The 18,539-nt window shown below is 57.8% G+C and carries 5 protein-coding genes and 1 pseudogene; 3 read left to right on the top strand and 3 right to left on the bottom strand.

Features of this window, described 5'->3' with window-relative positions; genetic code table 11:
- The first annotated feature begins 16 nt into the window (after window positions 1–16).
- From K7J14_RS11135 to K7J14_RS11125, 3 genes are read left to right on the top strand one after another with little or no spacing between them, the layout of a single operon-like run.
- The gene (locus tag K7J14_RS11135) at window positions 17–3,490 is read left to right on the top strand and encodes a tetratricopeptide repeat protein (RefSeq protein WP_230756177.1); all 3,474 of its coding nucleotides are present in this window, start codon (window positions 17–19) and stop codon (window positions 3,488–3,490) included.
- A 3-nt stretch (window positions 3,491–3,493) separates the two neighbouring features.
- Window positions 3,494–12,820, top strand: coding sequence for an Ig-like domain-containing protein (locus K7J14_RS11130; protein ID WP_230756175.1), 9,327 nt, complete (start codon window positions 3,494–3,496; stop codon window positions 12,818–12,820).
- 58 nt (window positions 12,821–12,878) lie between these two features.
- The gene (locus K7J14_RS11125) at window positions 12,879–13,313 is read left to right on the top strand and encodes a hypothetical protein (RefSeq protein ID WP_230756173.1); all 435 of its coding nucleotides are present in this window, start codon (window positions 12,879–12,881) and stop codon (window positions 13,311–13,313) included.
- 148 nt (window positions 13,314–13,461) lie between these two features.
- Here the strand turns inward: K7J14_RS11125 and K7J14_RS11120 are convergent, their stop codons facing one another.
- The 3 genes and pseudogenes from K7J14_RS11120 to K7J14_RS11110 all read right to left on the bottom strand — a co-directional run bounded on the left by K7J14_RS11120 (window position 13,462) and on the right by K7J14_RS11110 (window position 18,524).
- Entirely contained in the window at window positions 13,462–16,140 is a 2,679-nt protein-coding gene (locus K7J14_RS11120; protein WP_230756171.1) for a CHASE2 domain-containing protein, read from the bottom strand.
- A gap of 23 nt (window positions 16,141–16,163) precedes the next feature.
- Window positions 16,164–17,527, bottom strand: a pseudogene (gene murD / locus K7J14_RS11115) (UDP-N-acetylmuramoyl-L-alanine--D-glutamate ligase).
- Between the two features lie 52 nt (window positions 17,528–17,579).
- A complete protein-coding gene (locus tag K7J14_RS11110; protein WP_230756169.1) occupies window positions 17,580–18,524 on the bottom strand; it encodes a hypothetical protein in 945 nt (314 codons plus the stop codon).
- Window positions 18,525–18,539 lie beyond the last annotated feature (15 nt).

Here is an 18,539-nt window from a genome sequence, read left to right as displayed (position 1 = left end):
AGATTTTCATGGGAGCGTGGAACGCGGTTTCAAAAAGCAGAATTGCCCTGACGGTTCGCCGTCTTTTCCGCCTGCAACAGGCGGCTCCTCTCGCCGTCATCGTCATGCTCGTTCATCAGCCGCAGCTTCCCGCGGAAAGCCCCTTCGCCTTCCGCGTCTCCGCCCAGTATTCCGCCCCCTCGGCGCCCCTCTTTTCGGCAGCGGGCCGGCGGTCTTCGGCGCTTTCGACGTTCAGCCGTCGACCTGGTCTGCCGTGTTTCTCCGCGCCGGCTACACCGGAATACCGCTCGACACCGGTGAAAGCATCGCCTTGACTGAGGGCACGCTGGGCGCGTCCCTCAGGCGCAGAATCGGAGAGCGGCTCTCGGTCCGGGGAGACCTCGAAGGCGGCGTGTACAGCGCCTCGGCGCCGACGGGAAGCATCTCGGGAATCGCCGCGGGGGCCGGAGCATCCGCGGCCTGGCGGCTTACCCCGTCTCTCGCCGCGTCCGTCAACCTTTCAGCCAGGCACTACATGTACTCCCCCGAACCCTTCATGAACTCGGTGTCCTTGGGGATGGGACTTTCGGTCGACATCGGCGAACTCGTTTCCCCCCGCGCCCGCGTTCTCGCCGAACCGGTGAAAACCGGCAACGTATTCCCCGTCTTTTACTCCTGGTACGACGACAATCCATTCGGCTCGGTGCGGATCACCAACCATGAAGATACGACGATCACCGGCGTCCGCGGCAGTTTTTACCTCGAGCAGTTCATGAGCGGCCCCAAACAATGCGCCGAAATCGAATCTCTTGCTCCGGGGCAGTCGGCGGAAATTCCGCTCACCGCCTTTTTCAACGAAGCCATGCTCAATCTGACCGAATCCATCGAAGCCGAAGGCCGCTTTCTTCTCTCCTACGAGGTGCTCGGTTCCAAGCGCCATACGGAAATCCAGGTGCGCCTTCCGGTTCAGCACCGCAACGCGATGTCCTGGGAGGACGACCGCAGGGCGGCCGCCTTCGTGTCGGCCAAGGACCCCGCGGCCCTCTGGTTTTCCCGCTACGTGTCGTCCGTCGTGCAGGAACGCTTCCGGCCGGGCTTAAGCCGCAACATGCAGTACGCGATCGGCATATTCGAATCTCTCAACCAGTACGGCCTGAATTACGTCATCGATCCGGCCAGCTCCTACGCCGACCTCTCGGGCTCGGGGTCCTCCCTCGACTTCCTGCAATATCCCTATCAAACCCTCATGTACCGCGGCGGCGACTGCGACGACATCTCCATCCTCTTCTGTTCTCTCCTGGAAGGAATCGGCGTCCGCGCCTCCTTCATCACCATACCCGGCCACATCTTCATCGGCTTCGATTCCGGCTTCACCGAGGCCGAAGCGCTCTCGGTCTTCGGAGACCTCTCCCAGTTCGCGGTCGTCGACGGCGAGGTCTGGGTTCCCCTGGAAATCACCCTCACCAAGGAAGGCTTCGCGAAGGCCTGGCGCATCGGCGCGAAAGAGTGGGGTGACGCCTTTTCCCGCGGAGAGGCCGCCCTCTATCCGGTCAGATCCGCCTGGACCCAGTATCGTCCGGTGAGCGTCCCCGGCGCCGCGAGCCGATTCTCCCTGCCGGAGGACTCGAAAACCGCCGCCGCCTTCGACGTATCCATCGACACCCTGGTCGAGCGCCTCATCCGCCCGCAGGTTCGCGGCTTCGAAGCTCAGCTCGTCAAAAAAGACGACCCCGCAGTTCGCAACTCTCTCGGCATCCTTTACGGCCGCTACGGCATGCTCTCCCGGGCGAAAGAACAATTCACCGCCGCCGCCGGCTCGGGATATTCGCGAGCCTGGGTCAACCTGGGAAACGTCGCCTTCATGGAGCAGAAATATTCGGAAGCCCTGGGCTATTACTCGTGGGCGCTTTCGCGGGACGAGTCCCTTCACGAAGCGCTGCTCGGCTCCGCGCGCTGCTACTACGAGATGGACGAATTCGGCTACTCCGACGCCCTCTACGCGGAACTTGGCACGCGCGACATGGCGCTCTACCGCGACTTCTCCTACCTCGGCTCCTTCTTCGATAAAACCGGACGCGCCTGGTCCTTCTCCGAACGTCTTGAAACCACCGTCTGGAGCGAATCTTCCGGGACGGAAAAAACCGGCGCCGCCCTTCCTCCTCCGCAGGTTCGCCCCCCTCTTCCTGTCCTTCAAAATTCCATGGAAGAAATCCTTGATCGCGGCGTCCCGGTCTCCGATGTCCGCGGCGATTCTCCCCTGGTTCCGGCCGACGGCAATCCCGGAAGCGGAACCCCTCTTCCTCCCGCTGTCCCGGCGGTTCCTGCAGTCCCGATCGTTCAAGCCTCTCTCGCTTCCTCCGCCGACCCTGAAAACAAAGAATCTCAAGATTCTTCTCCGGAGGGCGTCGGCGGCGACCCCGACACCGACGAATCAAGCCCCATCCCGCAGCCGCTCGCTGACGCCGCTTTATCCGCGGCTGTCGCCCCTCCCTCCGCCACTCCGGAAAGCGCCCCCGGTGTCGCAGCGGAAACGTTCGCTCCTCCGGCTGCCGAACCGATCGCGTCAACCGCTCTGAATGTCTCTGCCGAACCGGCGCCCGTCGCCGACGTTTCTCCGGAAACCGCCCCCGCAGTCGCAGCGGAAACGCTCGTTCATCCGGCTGCCGAACCGATCGCGTCAGCCGCTCGGACTGTCTCGGCTGAACCGGCACCCGTCGCCCGCGCCGCTCCGGAAGCGATCTCGGAGGCGCCGTCGGTTTCTTCCGAGTCTCCGGCGTCTGCCCCCGCGCCAGACCTTCCTTCCCGGGAGCCGATGATTGTCGCGTCCGCTCCTCCCGTTCGCCGCTCGCTTGCCTCAGAACTCAGCCTCTTTTCGGAGCCGCGCTCCGTTAGCGCGCCGCTGCTTCCGCCCGTAATCGCTCCGGTAATTCCCCCTGCTATTCCGGCGGTAGTTCCGCCTGTAATACCCCCTGTCGTTCCGCCGCCACTCCTGGCTCCTTCCCCTGTTCCGGTGAAACCTGCTGCGCCTGTGGAATCCGCGATAGTTGCGGAAGCTGCGACTGTTGCGGAAGCCGCAGCGCCTGAGGAAGCTGACACCGTTGTGGAAGCCGCCGCGCCTGTGGAAGCTGCTGCGCCTGTGGAAGCTGCCGCGCCTGTGGAAGCTGCCGCGCCTGTGGAAGCTGCTGCGCCTGTGGAAGCTGCTGCGCCTGTGGAAGCTGCTGCGCCTGTGGAAGCCGCCGCGCCAGTGGAAGCTGCCGCGCCTGTGGAAGCTGCCGCGCCTGTGGAAGCTGCCGCGCCTGTGGAAGCCGCCGCGCCTGTGGAAGCCGCCGCACCTGTGGAAGCTGCCGCGCCTGTGGAAGCTGCGACCGTTGCTGACAGCAGGATTGACGATGTACAGAAATCTTCCCGTGTGCCATTGGGAGCCGCCCTAGCAGGCGCTCTCGCCGGCCTCGGAGGAATTGTCGGATATGGATTCCGCCGGTTTCGGTTTAACCGGCATAAAAGGAAGTAGGCTATGAAACGATTACACGGATCATTTTTTTCGGCTTCTGTTTTGTTCGTCGCCGCGCTGTTCATGTTGAACGGATGCGATAACTTCATGTCCGGCGACAAGGATTTCAAGGCGAAAATAAAACAGGAAGTGACTGTTGCGAACGCTGCAAAAGTCGATATCCGTGTGATCGCGAACGCAGGCAGTACGACCACTACTCCCTCGGGCGTAACGACAGTCAAGGTCGGTGTTCCCTTCAATTTATATCTTACGAAGGTGGACGACAATTACGGCTTCGTCCGCTGGGCGGCATTTTATCGAAACGACCTCAATACCGAGCTGGCCGACGCCGTCGAGTTCGGCAATCCCTTAGCCCTTGAAACCACCGCGACTCTGAAAATAGAATCAGCCGATCTGCAGATAATGCCGGTATGCGAAAAGCGCCCCTCTGTTCTCAGCAAGCTTCCCGAGAGTTCCGTGCAAAGCGCCGTCGTTCGAAATTTCCCGGTAAAAGTATATTTTTCTAAAGCGATCGATCCCTCCTCGTTCATCTTTTCTACCGGCACAGACGGAACGCAGGTGAAACGCGACTCCGTAACCGGGCTTTTCAAGAATATCGGCATCCAGGGAACGGAAAGCGCTCTGGAAGCCGATTCGGAATTCGAATCGTATGAAAAATATTTCTATGATCCCGAGTTGAGCGCAAGCGGTAAAATTTTGACGATCCAGCCGCGCTCCGGCGCCGACGCGATTCCTCCCATGAAAAAAATCGCGGTAACCCTCGATAAGGCGATCTTCGATTCGTCCGGCCTTTCCATGGCGCAAGACTACAACTGGACGTATTACGTCGGAGCGAGCGAAGACAACGAGGCTCCGTTCTTTAACGCAATCAATGCCGGTTCCCAGGCCGCTGTATTCTTCGATTCCGCAGACGAGGCGAGCCACCGCATAGGTTCCGCGGGAACCGTGTATCTATCGGTCGACGCGGCCGACGCCATCGCGAGCGTAAGCCGCCTCTATGTAACCGAGACTCTTACCCATCTGGCCGACGGCACGATTCCTGAATCAAGCCAAACGGTCGAGAAATATTTCGATTACATAGACGACGACAACGACGGTTCTACGGCTCCTGTATTCGCGTATCAGCTGCAAACTACGACAGACGGCGTCGTCAGCCTGGCTCTTCAGGTTTCAGACAGCAACGGAAACAGAACCGCGCTCGCAGACGCTCCCGTCTATCGCTTCATTCGCGACACTGTCGCCCCGGACGCCGCGGCCAACAGCGCTCTGCTCAAACCCGAAGGACAATTAAATAATTACTACAACGGAGTGGCGAATAATCAGATACGCCTGCCCGGCTCGAATCAGATAACCGACTCCGGTTTTGCGGGCTCCGATTCTGTTTTGAGAACCCGTTCCGCGAACGTCGAATGGTCGTTCAGCTTCAACTCGTCTGCAGGATTCGACGAGTGGAGTTCGGCCTCGGGAACGATGTCTCTCGCTATTCCCGCCGCTGTCGCGGACGGATCAATTCCCCTCTATGTGAAGTTCAGGGACGATCTCGGCAACGCTTCGGAGGCGGCTGCCGTGAACGGTCTGCTCTTGGACAGGACTCCTCCTGTTCCTTCCGGCACAGGTCCTGTATCGATTCAGGGAACGACAGAAATCGGCGAGTATCGCATGCTCGGATCGCCGGAATTCAAGGCGATTCTCCAGGCCTCCGACTCGCTCAGCGGGATGTGGAAGTATCTCGTCGCCGAAGGCTCTGCCGCTCCCTCGTACGCAGATCCGCGCTGGACTGCATACTCGGACGGTGTCACCGCTTCGTGCACTGTGTCGAATACCGACGGCAGCCATGCACTGAACGCATGGTTTATGGACAAGGCCGGAAACATCACCGCTTCTCCTTCGTCGGACTCCGCCTTCCTCGATAATACCGATCCGACCGTTTCCTCGTTCTTCCTCCGCGCGGCCTCCGCTCCGTCTCAAAGCGGTACGGCCATGGCGAACCCCGGTTCGCAGTACTCGAATTCAGATGAATGGTATTTCGGATTTATCGCTTCGGACGGGCAAGGCTCCGGAGTAGGCTCGTTCAGTTATTCCATCGGAAGCGCAACGTCGGATTATTTCTCGGCTGGAAGCGGGGAAATACTCAGCGAAGCTCAAACCTCGGGCGCGCTTTCGGTTAGCATGGTCAAGAGAACCGATCTCGGAAACGGTTTGTATTTCGTCAGCGGAAAGCTCAAGATCGACGCAGTCAACGACAGCCGTTCGATAACCCTCCGCGTCCGCGACCGGGTTCGCCTGTCCTCTTCAAGCGCGGACGTGACGAACGGAAACCGCATCGTATTCGACAACCGCCCTCCCGTCGTCGGCAGCGTCGCAATAACGGCGCCTGTTGCCGGGTCGGGTTATTACAGCGACTCCTCGGGAACCTTGTGGTCCGCCTCAAATGCGGTAACGCTTTCGTTCTCGGCAACGGAAGCTCGAACGGCGGGTGAAGCAGTGAGCGGCCTGAAATCCTACGCGATCGCGAACGATGCCGGTTCGTCGGCTCTTTCAGAAAGCATTGCGGAATCGATATCGGCCGCGGCGGAAAATCTCTACGCCGCGTCTCCGGCGAAGGCCCTTTCTCTTTCCGGAACGGACGGCTTAAAAAAACTGATGATTTCAGCGGCGGATCATGCCGGCAACAGCGGTGGAAAATCTTTTTCCGTCGTGCTCGATGCAACGCCTCCCGACGCGACCGTCGTGTTAAAAAACGGGTCGATAACGATCGCCTCTAATTCGATCGCAGGTGTTTCGGGGAACGGAACAGACGCGTCCGGCTTTACGCTGGATCTTGCAGCTTCCGATCCTGCCCCCGGCGACGGGTCTGCAGGAGCCGGCGTGAAAGCAGGCGCGGCTCATGAATTCTCGCTCTATTATAGAACGAACTCGGGCGCGGAAAATCTCGTCGCGGGTTCGGAGAAAACAGTCGCCCTCGGTTCTTCCTCCGCAGCGGTCAGCCTGCCCGTGAACGGGATACTCGGCAGACCCTCGAGCGGCACCTACATAGCGCAGGTCGCTGTCTTCGATAACGTCGAAAATAAAAAAGCCGCACGAGCCGGGTATTACTTCGACCGGACTCCTCCCTCGTTCTCGGCAGCTCCTGCAGTGTTCAACGTGAGCGGAGCGGCTTCTTTGGTGTATCAAGCGGGCGATGGTACTCTTTTCGTGAATACGCCCCAGGTTATTTTCAGAACAGCCGCTACGGACCGGCCTTCCGTCGATCCCGAAGGCTCCGGCATTTCCTCCGGTCGGATACTCTGGACTCAAACAGACAGCTCGGGAACCGTGACAAGCGGTTCCACCGAAAGCGCCGCCGCCTCCGAGCCTGCCGCGGCAGACCCGGCACTTCGGTACCTGTGGAGCGGCAGCGGCGTCAACGGTTCTTCTTCGTCAGCCGTAGCGGCGAAACCCTTTACCCTGGCGAACGGCAGCAAGTATCAGATTAAAACAGCCTTCGCAGACGCAGCCGGCAACGAAGGCGATTCCGGAACCGCCGCATCCTTCACGGTTTCCCTCGATCAAACGAGTCCTGTTTTTTCGGCTTTGACTGCCGGATTAGGAACCGAAGTCGTTCATCATTCGAAACGGTACGGGAAAACCCCTTCCATGCAGTTTACTCCGTCCGACGGCTTGAACGGTTCCGGCGTGCGGGCATGGAAGGTCGATTCGTCGAATGCGGTGTATTCCCTTGCTTCTTCCGTTCTCGATGACGCTCTGACCGGCGATAATTGGAATCTATATGGTTCGGGTGCCGTGAACGGAACAGCGAAATTCAGCTCCATCCTGAGCCAGAATACAGCGGTCAAGGGCTACATCCATCTGATGGATTTTGCCGGAAATCATTCGACGCGAGACCTAGATTCAGCGGGAACGAATTCCTTCGTTTTGGATACGACGAGCCCGACGGTTTCCGCCGTAGTCGAGCGTATCGACGGAATGGGCTTCCCTGGAGCCGCTAACTTTACTACGACGCGCACTGTCAGGATCAAGCTTTCCATCACTGAAACCGGAGTCGGTGTAAAAACGCTGACGCTCGCGGGCCCGTATACGGTTACCGCTGTTACGCCGCCGTCGGGTGCTCAGGTTTCCTCGATCTCTGCAGACGGTAAAACGATTACCTTCACATCGACCGACAACCTCCCCGCCGGAACAGCATTTACCGTCGAACTGGCGGCGACTCTCGATGCGGGCGACGGGTTGAAGGCATTCTCCGTTGCCGCAGCCGACGCCCTGAGAAACAACGGGGGAGCGGCGGGAACAGGGTCTATCTATCTCGACGAAGCAAATCCTGTAATAACCGGATTCGACCTGGCGAGCGTCGATTTCACTTCCGGCGGAGGAACGCGCTTCGTCAATACGCGGAATAGAACTCTTGATCTTGCAGGAACGGACGGAACTTCCGGCTTGTATAAACGCAAACTTTCAGGGGATTTCGCGACGGTGGCTGATGCGTCATGGGGCACCGCTCCGGCTCCTTCCGCCGCGACGAGCAAAACTGAATCAGTTCCAATATCACTGACTGCAGGAGACGGCGAGAAATCCATCGACCTGGAAATCTCCGACTGGTCGGGACGCACAGCGTCCCAATCCTGGCCCGTTACTCTCGATACTACAGCGCCGACCTTCAATACGGCAGTACAGACGACCGCAGGCGTACCACTCTATAGCAAACCGTTCTCGACAATTGCCGCGACGGCTCTCGCGCTGAATGATTACTCGTATACCGGCGGCGCGACCCATCCCTCGTTCAAGCTGGTTCTTTCCGGCGCGAGCGACGGCAGCGGTTCAGAAATAGCTTCCACGGCATATGCCTTGTATCGAAAGAGCGCTTCGGGAACTGAAACAGCAATCGGCTCTTCCTCCTCGATCGTTCTCGATGAATCGGGAAACGGTTCTGCGACCATCGTTTTACCGGCATCCGCCGATACTACTTTTACTCTCAGCGGACAGTATTTCGCGGAAATTACCGTGCCCGACAATGTTGGTAACGTGGTGGTCCACCGCGTCGGCCATGTGTACGATCAGCGGAAGCCGGTAATAACGGCCGTCGAGTGCACCAACGCCGCCGGTACTTCCTATCGATACGAAGGCGGACGATATTGGCTCAGCAATACCGATGTTCTTTACATTCGCGCCCGTGCGACCGATCGTCCGTCGGAAGATCCCGACGGAAGCGGAATCGTGAAGGTTTATGAGTTTATTAAACTCGGCGGTACAGGCGATTATGTGCAATCAGATTCTCCGGTTTCAGAGGTTGCAAGCGGCGATATTTTCACGAAATCCTATGCTCCTGAAAATTCGACTAACGACACTCAGATGTATTTTACCTTTGAAGACGCGATGGGTAATGTTTCTGATGCCTCAAATGTATTAGTTTTCAGCCGCGATTCGACACCTCCTGCGATCAGCGGTCTCACTGCGACCTCCGCAACTTCCGATGTTAAGGCCGGCTTTACTCCTTCGCCTTCGGTGACGGCATCCTTCACGTTTACCGAAACGGCTTCAGGCTTGAGCGAGCTGACCTTTACCGGAGTGAATGTATCTTCCGCGACCTTTGTTTGGGATGGTACAACGTACGATGGAACAAAACTCGACAGGACCGCGACGAAGCTCTCGGTGAAAGACGGCCAGACCCTGCCGATCGGAATAAGTCAGACAGTAACTATCTCAGGAATGACTCTCACCGATACGGCAGCGGACGGAGCAAAGACAGTCACTGTTGCCCTGAGGGACTCTGCGAATAATTCCGACGCCGGTTCCGTAGGCAGCTCGAGCATAGGACTTGATACCACGCGTCCAAATGATCCTGTCATTACTCCCACGCTTCCCGCGAATGCGTATCTCTTCTCCGCAGGAAGGTATTATGTCCCGTCGGATACGAACTTTAATGTAGTCCTCGGAAACGCCGGCGATACGGGAACGAATCCATCCGGTTTCAGGAGCTACGGATATACGATCGACAGTGGTACCGAGACATGGACCGTCGACAATGCCGAAACGCCTACTGTGGAAGTGAGCGCGGTAGCGGAGAACGTTTGGAAAGTCTATAGCTTCTCTGAACGGGACTGGGTCGGGAACCGGAACGCGACGCCTGTCGTGCTTGAGCTCAACCTTGACAAGACGTCTCCTGGAAAGCCGACCTTGAGCGCTCATGCCGCGGGAACGGGTGAGTTTATCAATCCGAATACAGAAGGAACTGCCAACGAAACGTGGTTCACCGCTAACGACACGATTACGTTCGCACTCGGCGGCGGCTCGGATTCCGGATCTCTCTTGAAACATTTCAAGGCTGTCTGGAACAACGGCGGCACCCCGACCGATGTGACCGGAACGACAAGCGGCGTTACTCTTACGGCGACCGGAACGGCGACTGAGTATGCTTTCTACGCTGTGGATAATGTCGGGAATACATCGCTTGCGTGCGAGAAGAAGGTTACGCTGCGCAAGGATGACGATGTTCCCGCGCTCGGTGCAGGTCTTGTCTTTACTCCGGTGGCGAACACCTGGGTCGACGAGGATACGGCGACCAACACCGTGTACGTGAAATCCGGATCCCTCGGATTTACCGTAACAGACAGCGGGGTCGGCTCCGGGCTGTACGCATTTACTGCGACTTCGACCGCTCCGATTGATTGGGGATCGCTTGCGTGGACTCACAATACGCCGGTAACGGTGAACATATCGGATGTAATTTCCGCTTCAGCCGCGCAGGCCGTTTGGCTCCATGTGAAAGACGATACCGGCAGGGTTCTTCCCGGGGTTCGTCTTCAGAATACCGATTCTTCCGATGTTTGGCGGCTGGACGCGACTCCTCCGGTGGTGGACGCGACGCATGTTCTTTCCGGCACTCCTTCCGCCGGAAGCGCACACAGCGGAACGGCCTTGTTCACAGCTGGAGCTTTTCCGAAATTAACGTACAAGCTTGCCGACAGTTATGCGATTACCGGGTTGGCGGTTGCTGCGGGGGCCGCTGATATTTCGGGCTTCAGCACGACTTCCTCTCCGGGCGTTCGTCCTTCGGGAATCAGCGTCGATCTTTCGACAACCGATTCTACGAAGATCTACGTATTCGATAAGGTTGGAAACTATGCCGAAGTTGCGGTGCAGTATGTTCACGATGAAGCGAATCCGTCGATTACTACCGGTCCGACCTTCTCCGCGACTACCGGAACGCTAGCCGGCGGCGGCAGCGGCGCGACTCTCGCCTGCTACGGGCAGGGCTTTACAACGACTTTCGCCGCGAGCGACGCTCTTTCAGACGTTGTTTCCTACGCTGTCTCGACGGCCGCGGACGCGGCGAGCGTCGCAACCGCCAACTCCATTGATGGAGGTTCTGCAACGAACGGATGGAACGCCTGGAACGGCGCTTCCAGGACTGTAGACTTTACAAGCCTAGTTGAGACTACTCCTACGGCAGTATATCTCTACGTCAAGGACGGCGTCGGGAACATTTTGCAGAAACAACTCAGCTACGACGCGACCTATACTAAGTGGGCGAAAGACTCTAACGCGCCTTCTGTCACGACAGGGCCCGCGTTCACGCCTGCGGAGCATACCTGGATGTATGAAGCGTCAAACGTCGTATATATCAAGGACGGAACCTTTTCTTTTACGCCTTCGGACGGCGGAGCAGGCTCGGGACTCTGGCTCATCGCAACTTCAACCACGGCGCCCACAACGGCGAATTGGACTGCGGCTTCGAGTGCCGACCAGACCTGGACGAGCGGAACTGCCAAGACCGGTATCGCCATTCCTTCAAGCGTGACGACATCCGGCTCAACCTCTCTGTATATTCATTTGAAAGACGCCGTCGGATTAACCTCAAGTTCTGAAATCATCAATACCGGCACCGGCGACAAGTGGCAAAAGGATCTTTCCGCTCCCGTCGTAGACAGTACTCATAAGCTTTCGGGCACTCCCGCAACGGGAACGACGCATAGCGGAACGGCTCTATTCGCTACGGGCGCCCCTCCGACCCTGACGTATCGCCTCGCGGACCGCTATGATGTTTCCAGTCTTGCGGTCGCATCCGGAGCCTCTGATATCTCCGGCTTTAGCACGACGGCAACGCCCTCAGCGCTGCCGACCGGAACTTCCGTAATCCTTGTTACTGCCGATTCAACAAAGATCTACGTATTCGACAAGGTCGGAAATTATGCCGAAGTTGCCGTTACGTATACCCCTGACACGACGCCCCCGGCATTCGCGTCCTGGTCTTCCAGCGATACCACGGACGATTGGAAAATCACTTCGTCAATGGTGTCTTCAACAACGGATGTCGCCGTAGGTCAATACAAGAAATATACCGATACGGGTTGGACTTCGTTGAGCGCATACAACGAATTGACCGGACTCGCGTACGATACCCTGTATCGCATGTCCATAACGGATGCGGTGGGCAACGAGGCGCAGGTTTTTTTCAAGGCTTCGTATGTCGATTCGACCCACACCCTTACCCGGGTCAACCACCCGATGAACTGGTCGTGGAACAGTGGAGCCGGTATTGTTTCCGGCTTGAGTCTTGCCGGGGCGTCCTCGGGAACGAATACCGTTGTCGGCGGCGCCGCTACGGGAACTGTGGCAACCGGAACTTCCACGATAACCGGCGTAACGGCGGCCGGGAACTATACCCTCGTTCTTACCGACGCGAAGGCTAAAACGCTCACTCTTTCTTACACCTTGACGACAGGCCCTGCCGCCGTAGCGCTTTATACCGGCGCCGGAGCGGTGAACGAGAGCGTTATCGGGGCGCGTTTCGCGGCTGCAGAAAAGGAGAACGGAGCGTATCTCGCGCGGGCGTACAAAGAAGCTATTGCCGATGAAGGGAAGGCGGCCGCTCTTTGGACCGAGAAGCCGGCAGTCTTTACGCGCCGAGCTTCAACCGAGTCTACGAACGGATCAGCCGCTGAAGCTCAACTGCGTACGGCTCAAGACGTTCGAAGCGTGCAGCCGAACGCTCTATTCGTGCCGGTGATGCCTGAACGCGACGCGACGGATACTGTCGTGCGCAATGCGCAGAACAGCGGTATTTCAGCCCGCCATGCGGCTTCTCTCGCCCGGTTTAAGCAAAACTCTGAACAACGCGCAGCTTCCCGGGCGATTGTTAAAACCGGTTCCAATACGCTCATGCGAAACACTGTGTGGGATGCAGAGGACGGTGAAAACGGAGATTTCGTAAAAAAAACGTCCAATTTTACGGAATATCGAATTCTGGACGATAATCCTCTTCTCATGGGTGTATATTCGTACATGAAGAGGCGCGGGTTCGATCCCGCAGGATTGATGGATTTTACGCTGTGAACGCTGTTCGCAGAGGTTGTTTGATCTATACTTAAGCTAGATTCACTGGAGGTGAAGAATGAAAAAGTCGGCAATTCTCGTCCTTGCTCTGACCATACTGTTCGGCGCGTTTCTGACTGCCCAGGACGCCGCAGTCGGCGGATACACGGTTCAATCCGTAACCGGAAAAGTTGAACGCGAGGTTTCTCCCGGCAAATGGGAGCCGGTGCTTAAAGACTCGGTTCTCGCTCCTACCGCCGTCGTCAACGTAGGCTTGAACTCCTCTCTGGTCGTCGTGCAGGGAAACCGGAACGTCGCCATAAAGGCCATGCAGAAAGGCGCTCTTGAAAAACTGCTCGCGGATTCAGGATCAGCAAAAGGCGGCATAAAACTCGGCGCCAAGGTTAAGGAATCTTCGACCGGCACGGAGCTGGAAAAAGGACGTTCGAGCGTATCGACGGCGTCCACCCGCGCAAGCGACGCTACGAACGATATCGAGTGGGTTGAAGAATAACGAACCTGCGAATCATAGACGAACGCCCCCTGAAAGCGAATCGCGCTGGTGAGGGGGCGTTTTTTTTATCTGACGGCAAAAGCCTGCAATTAACCTGCAGCCTCGGGATGCCCGTTCCGGCGCCGGCGAGGCCTTGTCCTGCGATGTCTTATTTCTGGGTCAGGTTAAACACTCCGTCCCAGCTTTCTTCGGGGGGTCGGGCGATGAACTCGGCGCATCTCCTGGAGTAGAGCCGTGCGCATCCATCGTTTTCGTCGGCCGCGGCAAGGCGTTCGAAAAGAAGTGAAGCTTCCTGATACCGGCGGCCTTCGAACATATCCATCGCGGCTTCCCAGTTTTTAACTTCTTCCATCGCTTCATCCACGGCCTGGCTTGCGATGTCGCACAGTTCGAACAGCCGTATCGGGGTGTTTACCCCGACTACGCGCACGCTGTCGAGCCGCCTCAGCAGGAACTCGTCTCCGATCTGCCGGCGCGTATGTTCGCTGATAAGGACGCCCCGCGTATCGTACTGCTTGTTGACGCCTTCCAGCCGGGCCGCGAGATTGACCGCGTTGCCCATTATCGTGTAGTCCATCTTGTTCGCTGTTCCCATGTTGCCGACGACCATGTCTCCGGTATTGATTCCGATTCTGGTGAACAGCGGCTCCGGACTCAGGTTTTCGTCCCTGATGCGCCTGTTTAAAAGCCGTTCCGCCCGTTTCATCTGGATCGCCGTTTTGCAGGCAAGGGACGCGTGGTTCTCCATTTTTATGGGAGCGCCGAAGAACGCGATGATTGCGTCTCCTTCGTATTTGTCTATCGTTCCCCTGTTCGCCAAAATGATGTCGCTCATTTCGGTGAGATAGAGGTTGAGCAGGTTGACCAGTTCTGCCGGGTCCATCCGCTCGGAAATCCCCGAGAATCCCCTGATGTCGGTGAATATCGCGGTCATCTCCCTTTTTTCTCCGCCGAGGTTCAAACGAGAGGGGTCGTTTATTATTTCGTTGATTACTTCCGGAGAGAGATACCGCGAGAATGCGGAGCGGAGGAAGGATTTTTCCCTGACGGTATTGAAGAAATTCATGCCGGTGAGGATGACGAATGTTCCCGAGGTCGAGACCAGCGGTACGATGACCCCTAAATACACCCTGGCGAATCTCCATACGAGAAAGGGCACGAGGCAGGACAGGACGATCACTCCTGCTCCCGCGAGGAGAGACCGCTTCGAATCGTAGCGGCGGATCAGGTAGCCCATCAGCAAGGAAAGAAGCAGCGCGCTGAGCACTGATGCGATCCACGGCGCGTCGTCCAGAAAGTCTTCCGAGAGGATCATGTTCGCGAGCGTCGCGTGGATGCCGACGTTCGGGAAACGCTCCTGATAGGTGTTGAGGCCTTCATCGGTCGTGCTCGTCGCGGTGGTTCCGATGATGCAGAACGCGTCCTTGGCTACCTTCCTTGTTTCCTCCCGGTACGCGAGCAGCTCTGCGAACTGCGTACGCATGCCGGCGAAGAAGTCCGCCACATAGTCCCTCGTTTCCAGATCGGCTGTGTCGATGTCCGAGAGAATGGTCGTCTCGTATTCCGCCGAGAGCAGGCGTTCCACGGAGGAGAAAAAGTCCGCGCGCGAGGCAAGCCAGTCGTCCGCGGAGAGCTCGTTCCGGCCGGCTCCGGCTTCCATCAGTTCTTCCTTGAGGTAGTCGCATCGGGCGTAGAGCTCTGTCGGCGTGTCGGCCTCCGTCCAGTATCCCAGAAAACCGTATTCTTCCATCGACTTCAGATTTGTCAGAAGAGCGCGTTCTTTTTCAGTGTTCTTGATGAGCTGCCACACTGAAATGCCGTGGTAGTCCGCGTATTGCTTGCGCGGCCAGTTTACGATGACCGAGCCTTCTTCGTCGCGCGGTATGCTGATCGTTTTCGTCCGTTCGCCGACGCGGGCGTTTTTCAAAACAATTCGGTCGTTTGTAACTTCGATTTCCGGTTTTCCGAGCATGTCCAGGAGGGGCATGAACACCAGCTGCCCGTAATAGGTGCCTTCGTGCTTCATCACCAGATGGACGCGCCTTCTGTAGCCGTCCGGATCGGGATACGCGTTTACGAAGCCGGCACCGCGCGCCTTTTGCATCAGCACTGGAAGCGCGCTCTGGAAGCACAGCTGTTCAGGCGTTTTCGAGTCGTTTTCGGGATAGATGTTCGAAAGCGCGATGTGTTCCCTGAGCCAGGGAAGATTGTAGGCGTCCATGCTGAAGGCCTTGTCCGGACCTCCCAGTTCATCGGCCGAGTACATGGTGAGCGTGAGCCAGGAATTGCCGAAAAATCCGAGCGCCTTGGCGAGGTACTCATCGACATCCCGTGCCGCGTAGGATACCGAGGTCTCGATTCCCGAGCGCGCCTCGGCTGTAATGTCCAGCATTTGCCCCTTCCAATCGTCGGCATCGGACGGGTCGATTTTTCTTTCGCTGAAGGCGTTTACTAGCTGAGAGACGGCTTCGTCCACGGCAGAAAATTGCCATTCGATGTATTGCGGCAGCTCCTCTTGGATGTAGACCGGATCGACCTTGAGCGGGCTTCGGTCGAGGTAGCTTAAATCGAATACGATCGTGCGGGCTCCCATCTCCTTGAGGAAGACGAGCGCGTCCGCCATGATGTCCCGCGGCCAGGGGAAAAGGCCGACCTGCTCGATCGCGAGATCGTCCACGTTTAAAAGGAGGATCGATTGGTCTTCCTTGAGGGGGGGGAGGGCGCGGTGGAACCGGTCCTGAATTTTTCTGTCCAGGGATGAAAACAACAGTAGGGAGCTGACCAGGACTATACCGACGGGAACCGCGAAGGGCAGGTACTTTTTCATGGTGCCGTCAGTATACACCCTTTTCAGGAAAACACGCGGATTGCCGTCTCCTTGAATTTTGCGCCGCGGTCGAATTCGTTGAGGAAGAGTCCGAAGCTGGTCGCTCCGGGTGAAAACACGACCCGGTCGCCTGCCCGGGCGGTTTTCTTCGCCGCTTCGAGAAGGGCGCCGAGATCGGGATAGGGGCCGTTGAATGCGACTCCCTGTTCGCGCAGAAGGGGTATCAGTTTATCCGTTCCCGTTCCCGCCAGCAAAAAGACGGCCTTCGCCCGGTGCGCTTCCCGGGCGAGGGGAGCGAAGTCGAGATTCTTGTCGGTGCCGCCCGAGAGGAGGACGACCGGTTCGCTGAACGAGGAGAGGGCCGCCGCGACGGCTTCCGGTATGGTCGCTGCCGAATCGTTGTAGAGTTTTACTCCCCCCATTCGTGGAAAAACTCCAGGCGGTGATGAATGCCCGGGAACCGGGACAGGGCTTCGGCTGTCTTCGCCGGATCGCGTCCGAACAGCACCATCGCCTGTGCGGCATTTAGAAGATTTTGGCGCATGTGGCTTCCGGGAACGGAGAGTTCCGCGGGAAGAATTTCTACCGGCGTTCCGCACGGTTCGCTCCTCATGAGGCCTCTGCCGTCCGGGTCGAGCCATGCCCCGCAAAGATATTCATCCAGCGGTTCTCCTGAATACCAGCGAACGCGCGGGCCGTTTTGTTTTTCTGCTATTTCCTCTGCGAATACGGGACCCCACTGGTCGTCCCGGTTGCACAGAAGGTTCGACGATGAATCCATGTCCGCGTATATGAGCTTTTTGTCCGCGACGTAGGGCTCCATTCCGCCGTACCAGTTTTGATGATCGGGCATGATGGGCGTGAGTATCGCGATGCGGGGCTTGAGGAGTCCTCGTCCCCGCAGGTCCGCGAGCTGCCAGCTTGAAAGCTCCAGTACGACAGGAACGTCCGGTCCCGTCTCGTCGAGGAAGGTGAGCGGGCTGACGGTGATGTTTCCCCCGAGCAGGGCCTTCGGTCCTGTTTCATTGAGGCCGAAGTGAAGCGCGCTGACGGTCGAGGACTTTCCCTTGCTTCCCGTTACCGCAAGTATGGGCGATGCGCTGAAGCGGAGAAAAACCGATATGTCCGTTTCTATGCATTTCGCCGCCGCGAGGTACTCGTTTCCCTGCATTTTAACGCCGGGGTTTTTCACTACGATGTCCGCGTTTTGGAAATCGGAAAGCTCGTGCGTGCCGAGTACGAAGCGGATGCTCGGGAAGTCGCCGAGAGCCGCGACGCTCGGAGCGAGTTCTTCCGCGGTTTTTTTGTCCGTAACCGTCACCAGGGCTCCGCTTGCGGCGAAAAAACGCGCGGTCGCCAAACCTCCGCCGTTAAGGCCGAGCCCCATGACGGTGACCTTGAGACCTGCGAGATCAGAGCGGGTTTTGAAAGGGGGCGGGTTAAAAAACAATTTGATACTCCTTGTTGTCCTGTTCGTTGAGGTAGGGGCGTACGCTGAGATTTTTCCATTCTTGCGAAAGCTCTTCGGGAACATCTTTTTTTAAACCGACGAACAGCGGCGCGAGTTCCGAAAAGGAATAGGTATTGAGGTACGACAGAATGTCCTCGAGCGCCGGTTCGATGAAGCTTCTCGCCGCGTGGAGCGCTCCCGGATTCCGGCGGCCGGCCGCGTTCATGCTCACGCAGTGCCGCTTGCAGGTGAGCGGATAATACGGGTGGTTCCTGATCCCCGGGGGGAGGATCAGCTTGCTGAAAAACTTGTTGATGTCCGAGTCCATCCAGATCCCGTGGATCATGTATCCCTGGCCGGCTTCTCCCTTCCAGGTAGCCGGAATCGAAGCTTCTATGTCGAATGCCCCTTCCGGGCCGCCGGCGAGTGGAAACCAGTCGCATTCGAAGTAGAGCCGCCGGCTCAGGTATTGATGCGTCCGGTCGTTCGAGCCCTGCGCGAGGATGTTCATTTCCAGGGGACGGGCGGCGAGATCGAGGCGGCACACGTAGAGATATCGGGCGCCATTCCATTCGTCGATCCTGAAAAACGAAGGCGTCAGTATCGAAACGGGATCGAAATACCAGGTTGTGCCGGCGAAAAGAGAGGGTATTGCTCGTACGCATTGGCGCAGCACCTTTGCGAGATTTTCTTCATATAAAACGGGGGGACGATGCGAGCGGATGTCGTGATGCACCGGAAAGGAGGGGACTTCTATGGAGTCGTCGAGCCGGAGAAACTGATCCTCTCCCTGATTGTACCAGAGCGTTCGTATGACGCCGGTTTCTCCTGTTCCGGATGCGCCTGCGTCCGGAGCCGGAAGGCGGGGAGGGAGGGTTTCATTCACCGAATCGGAGGTATATTGTACATCGATCCTGCTTGTGTTCCGATTCATAGGCCTTTATACTAT

The sequence above is a fragment of the Teretinema zuelzerae genome, from assembly GCF_021021555.1.
Lineage (GTDB): Bacteria > Spirochaetota > Spirochaetia > Treponematales > Treponemataceae > Teretinema > Teretinema zuelzerae.
The sequence above is the reverse complement of the archived record's forward strand: the minus strand, read 5'-3'. Positions and strand labels throughout refer to the sequence as shown.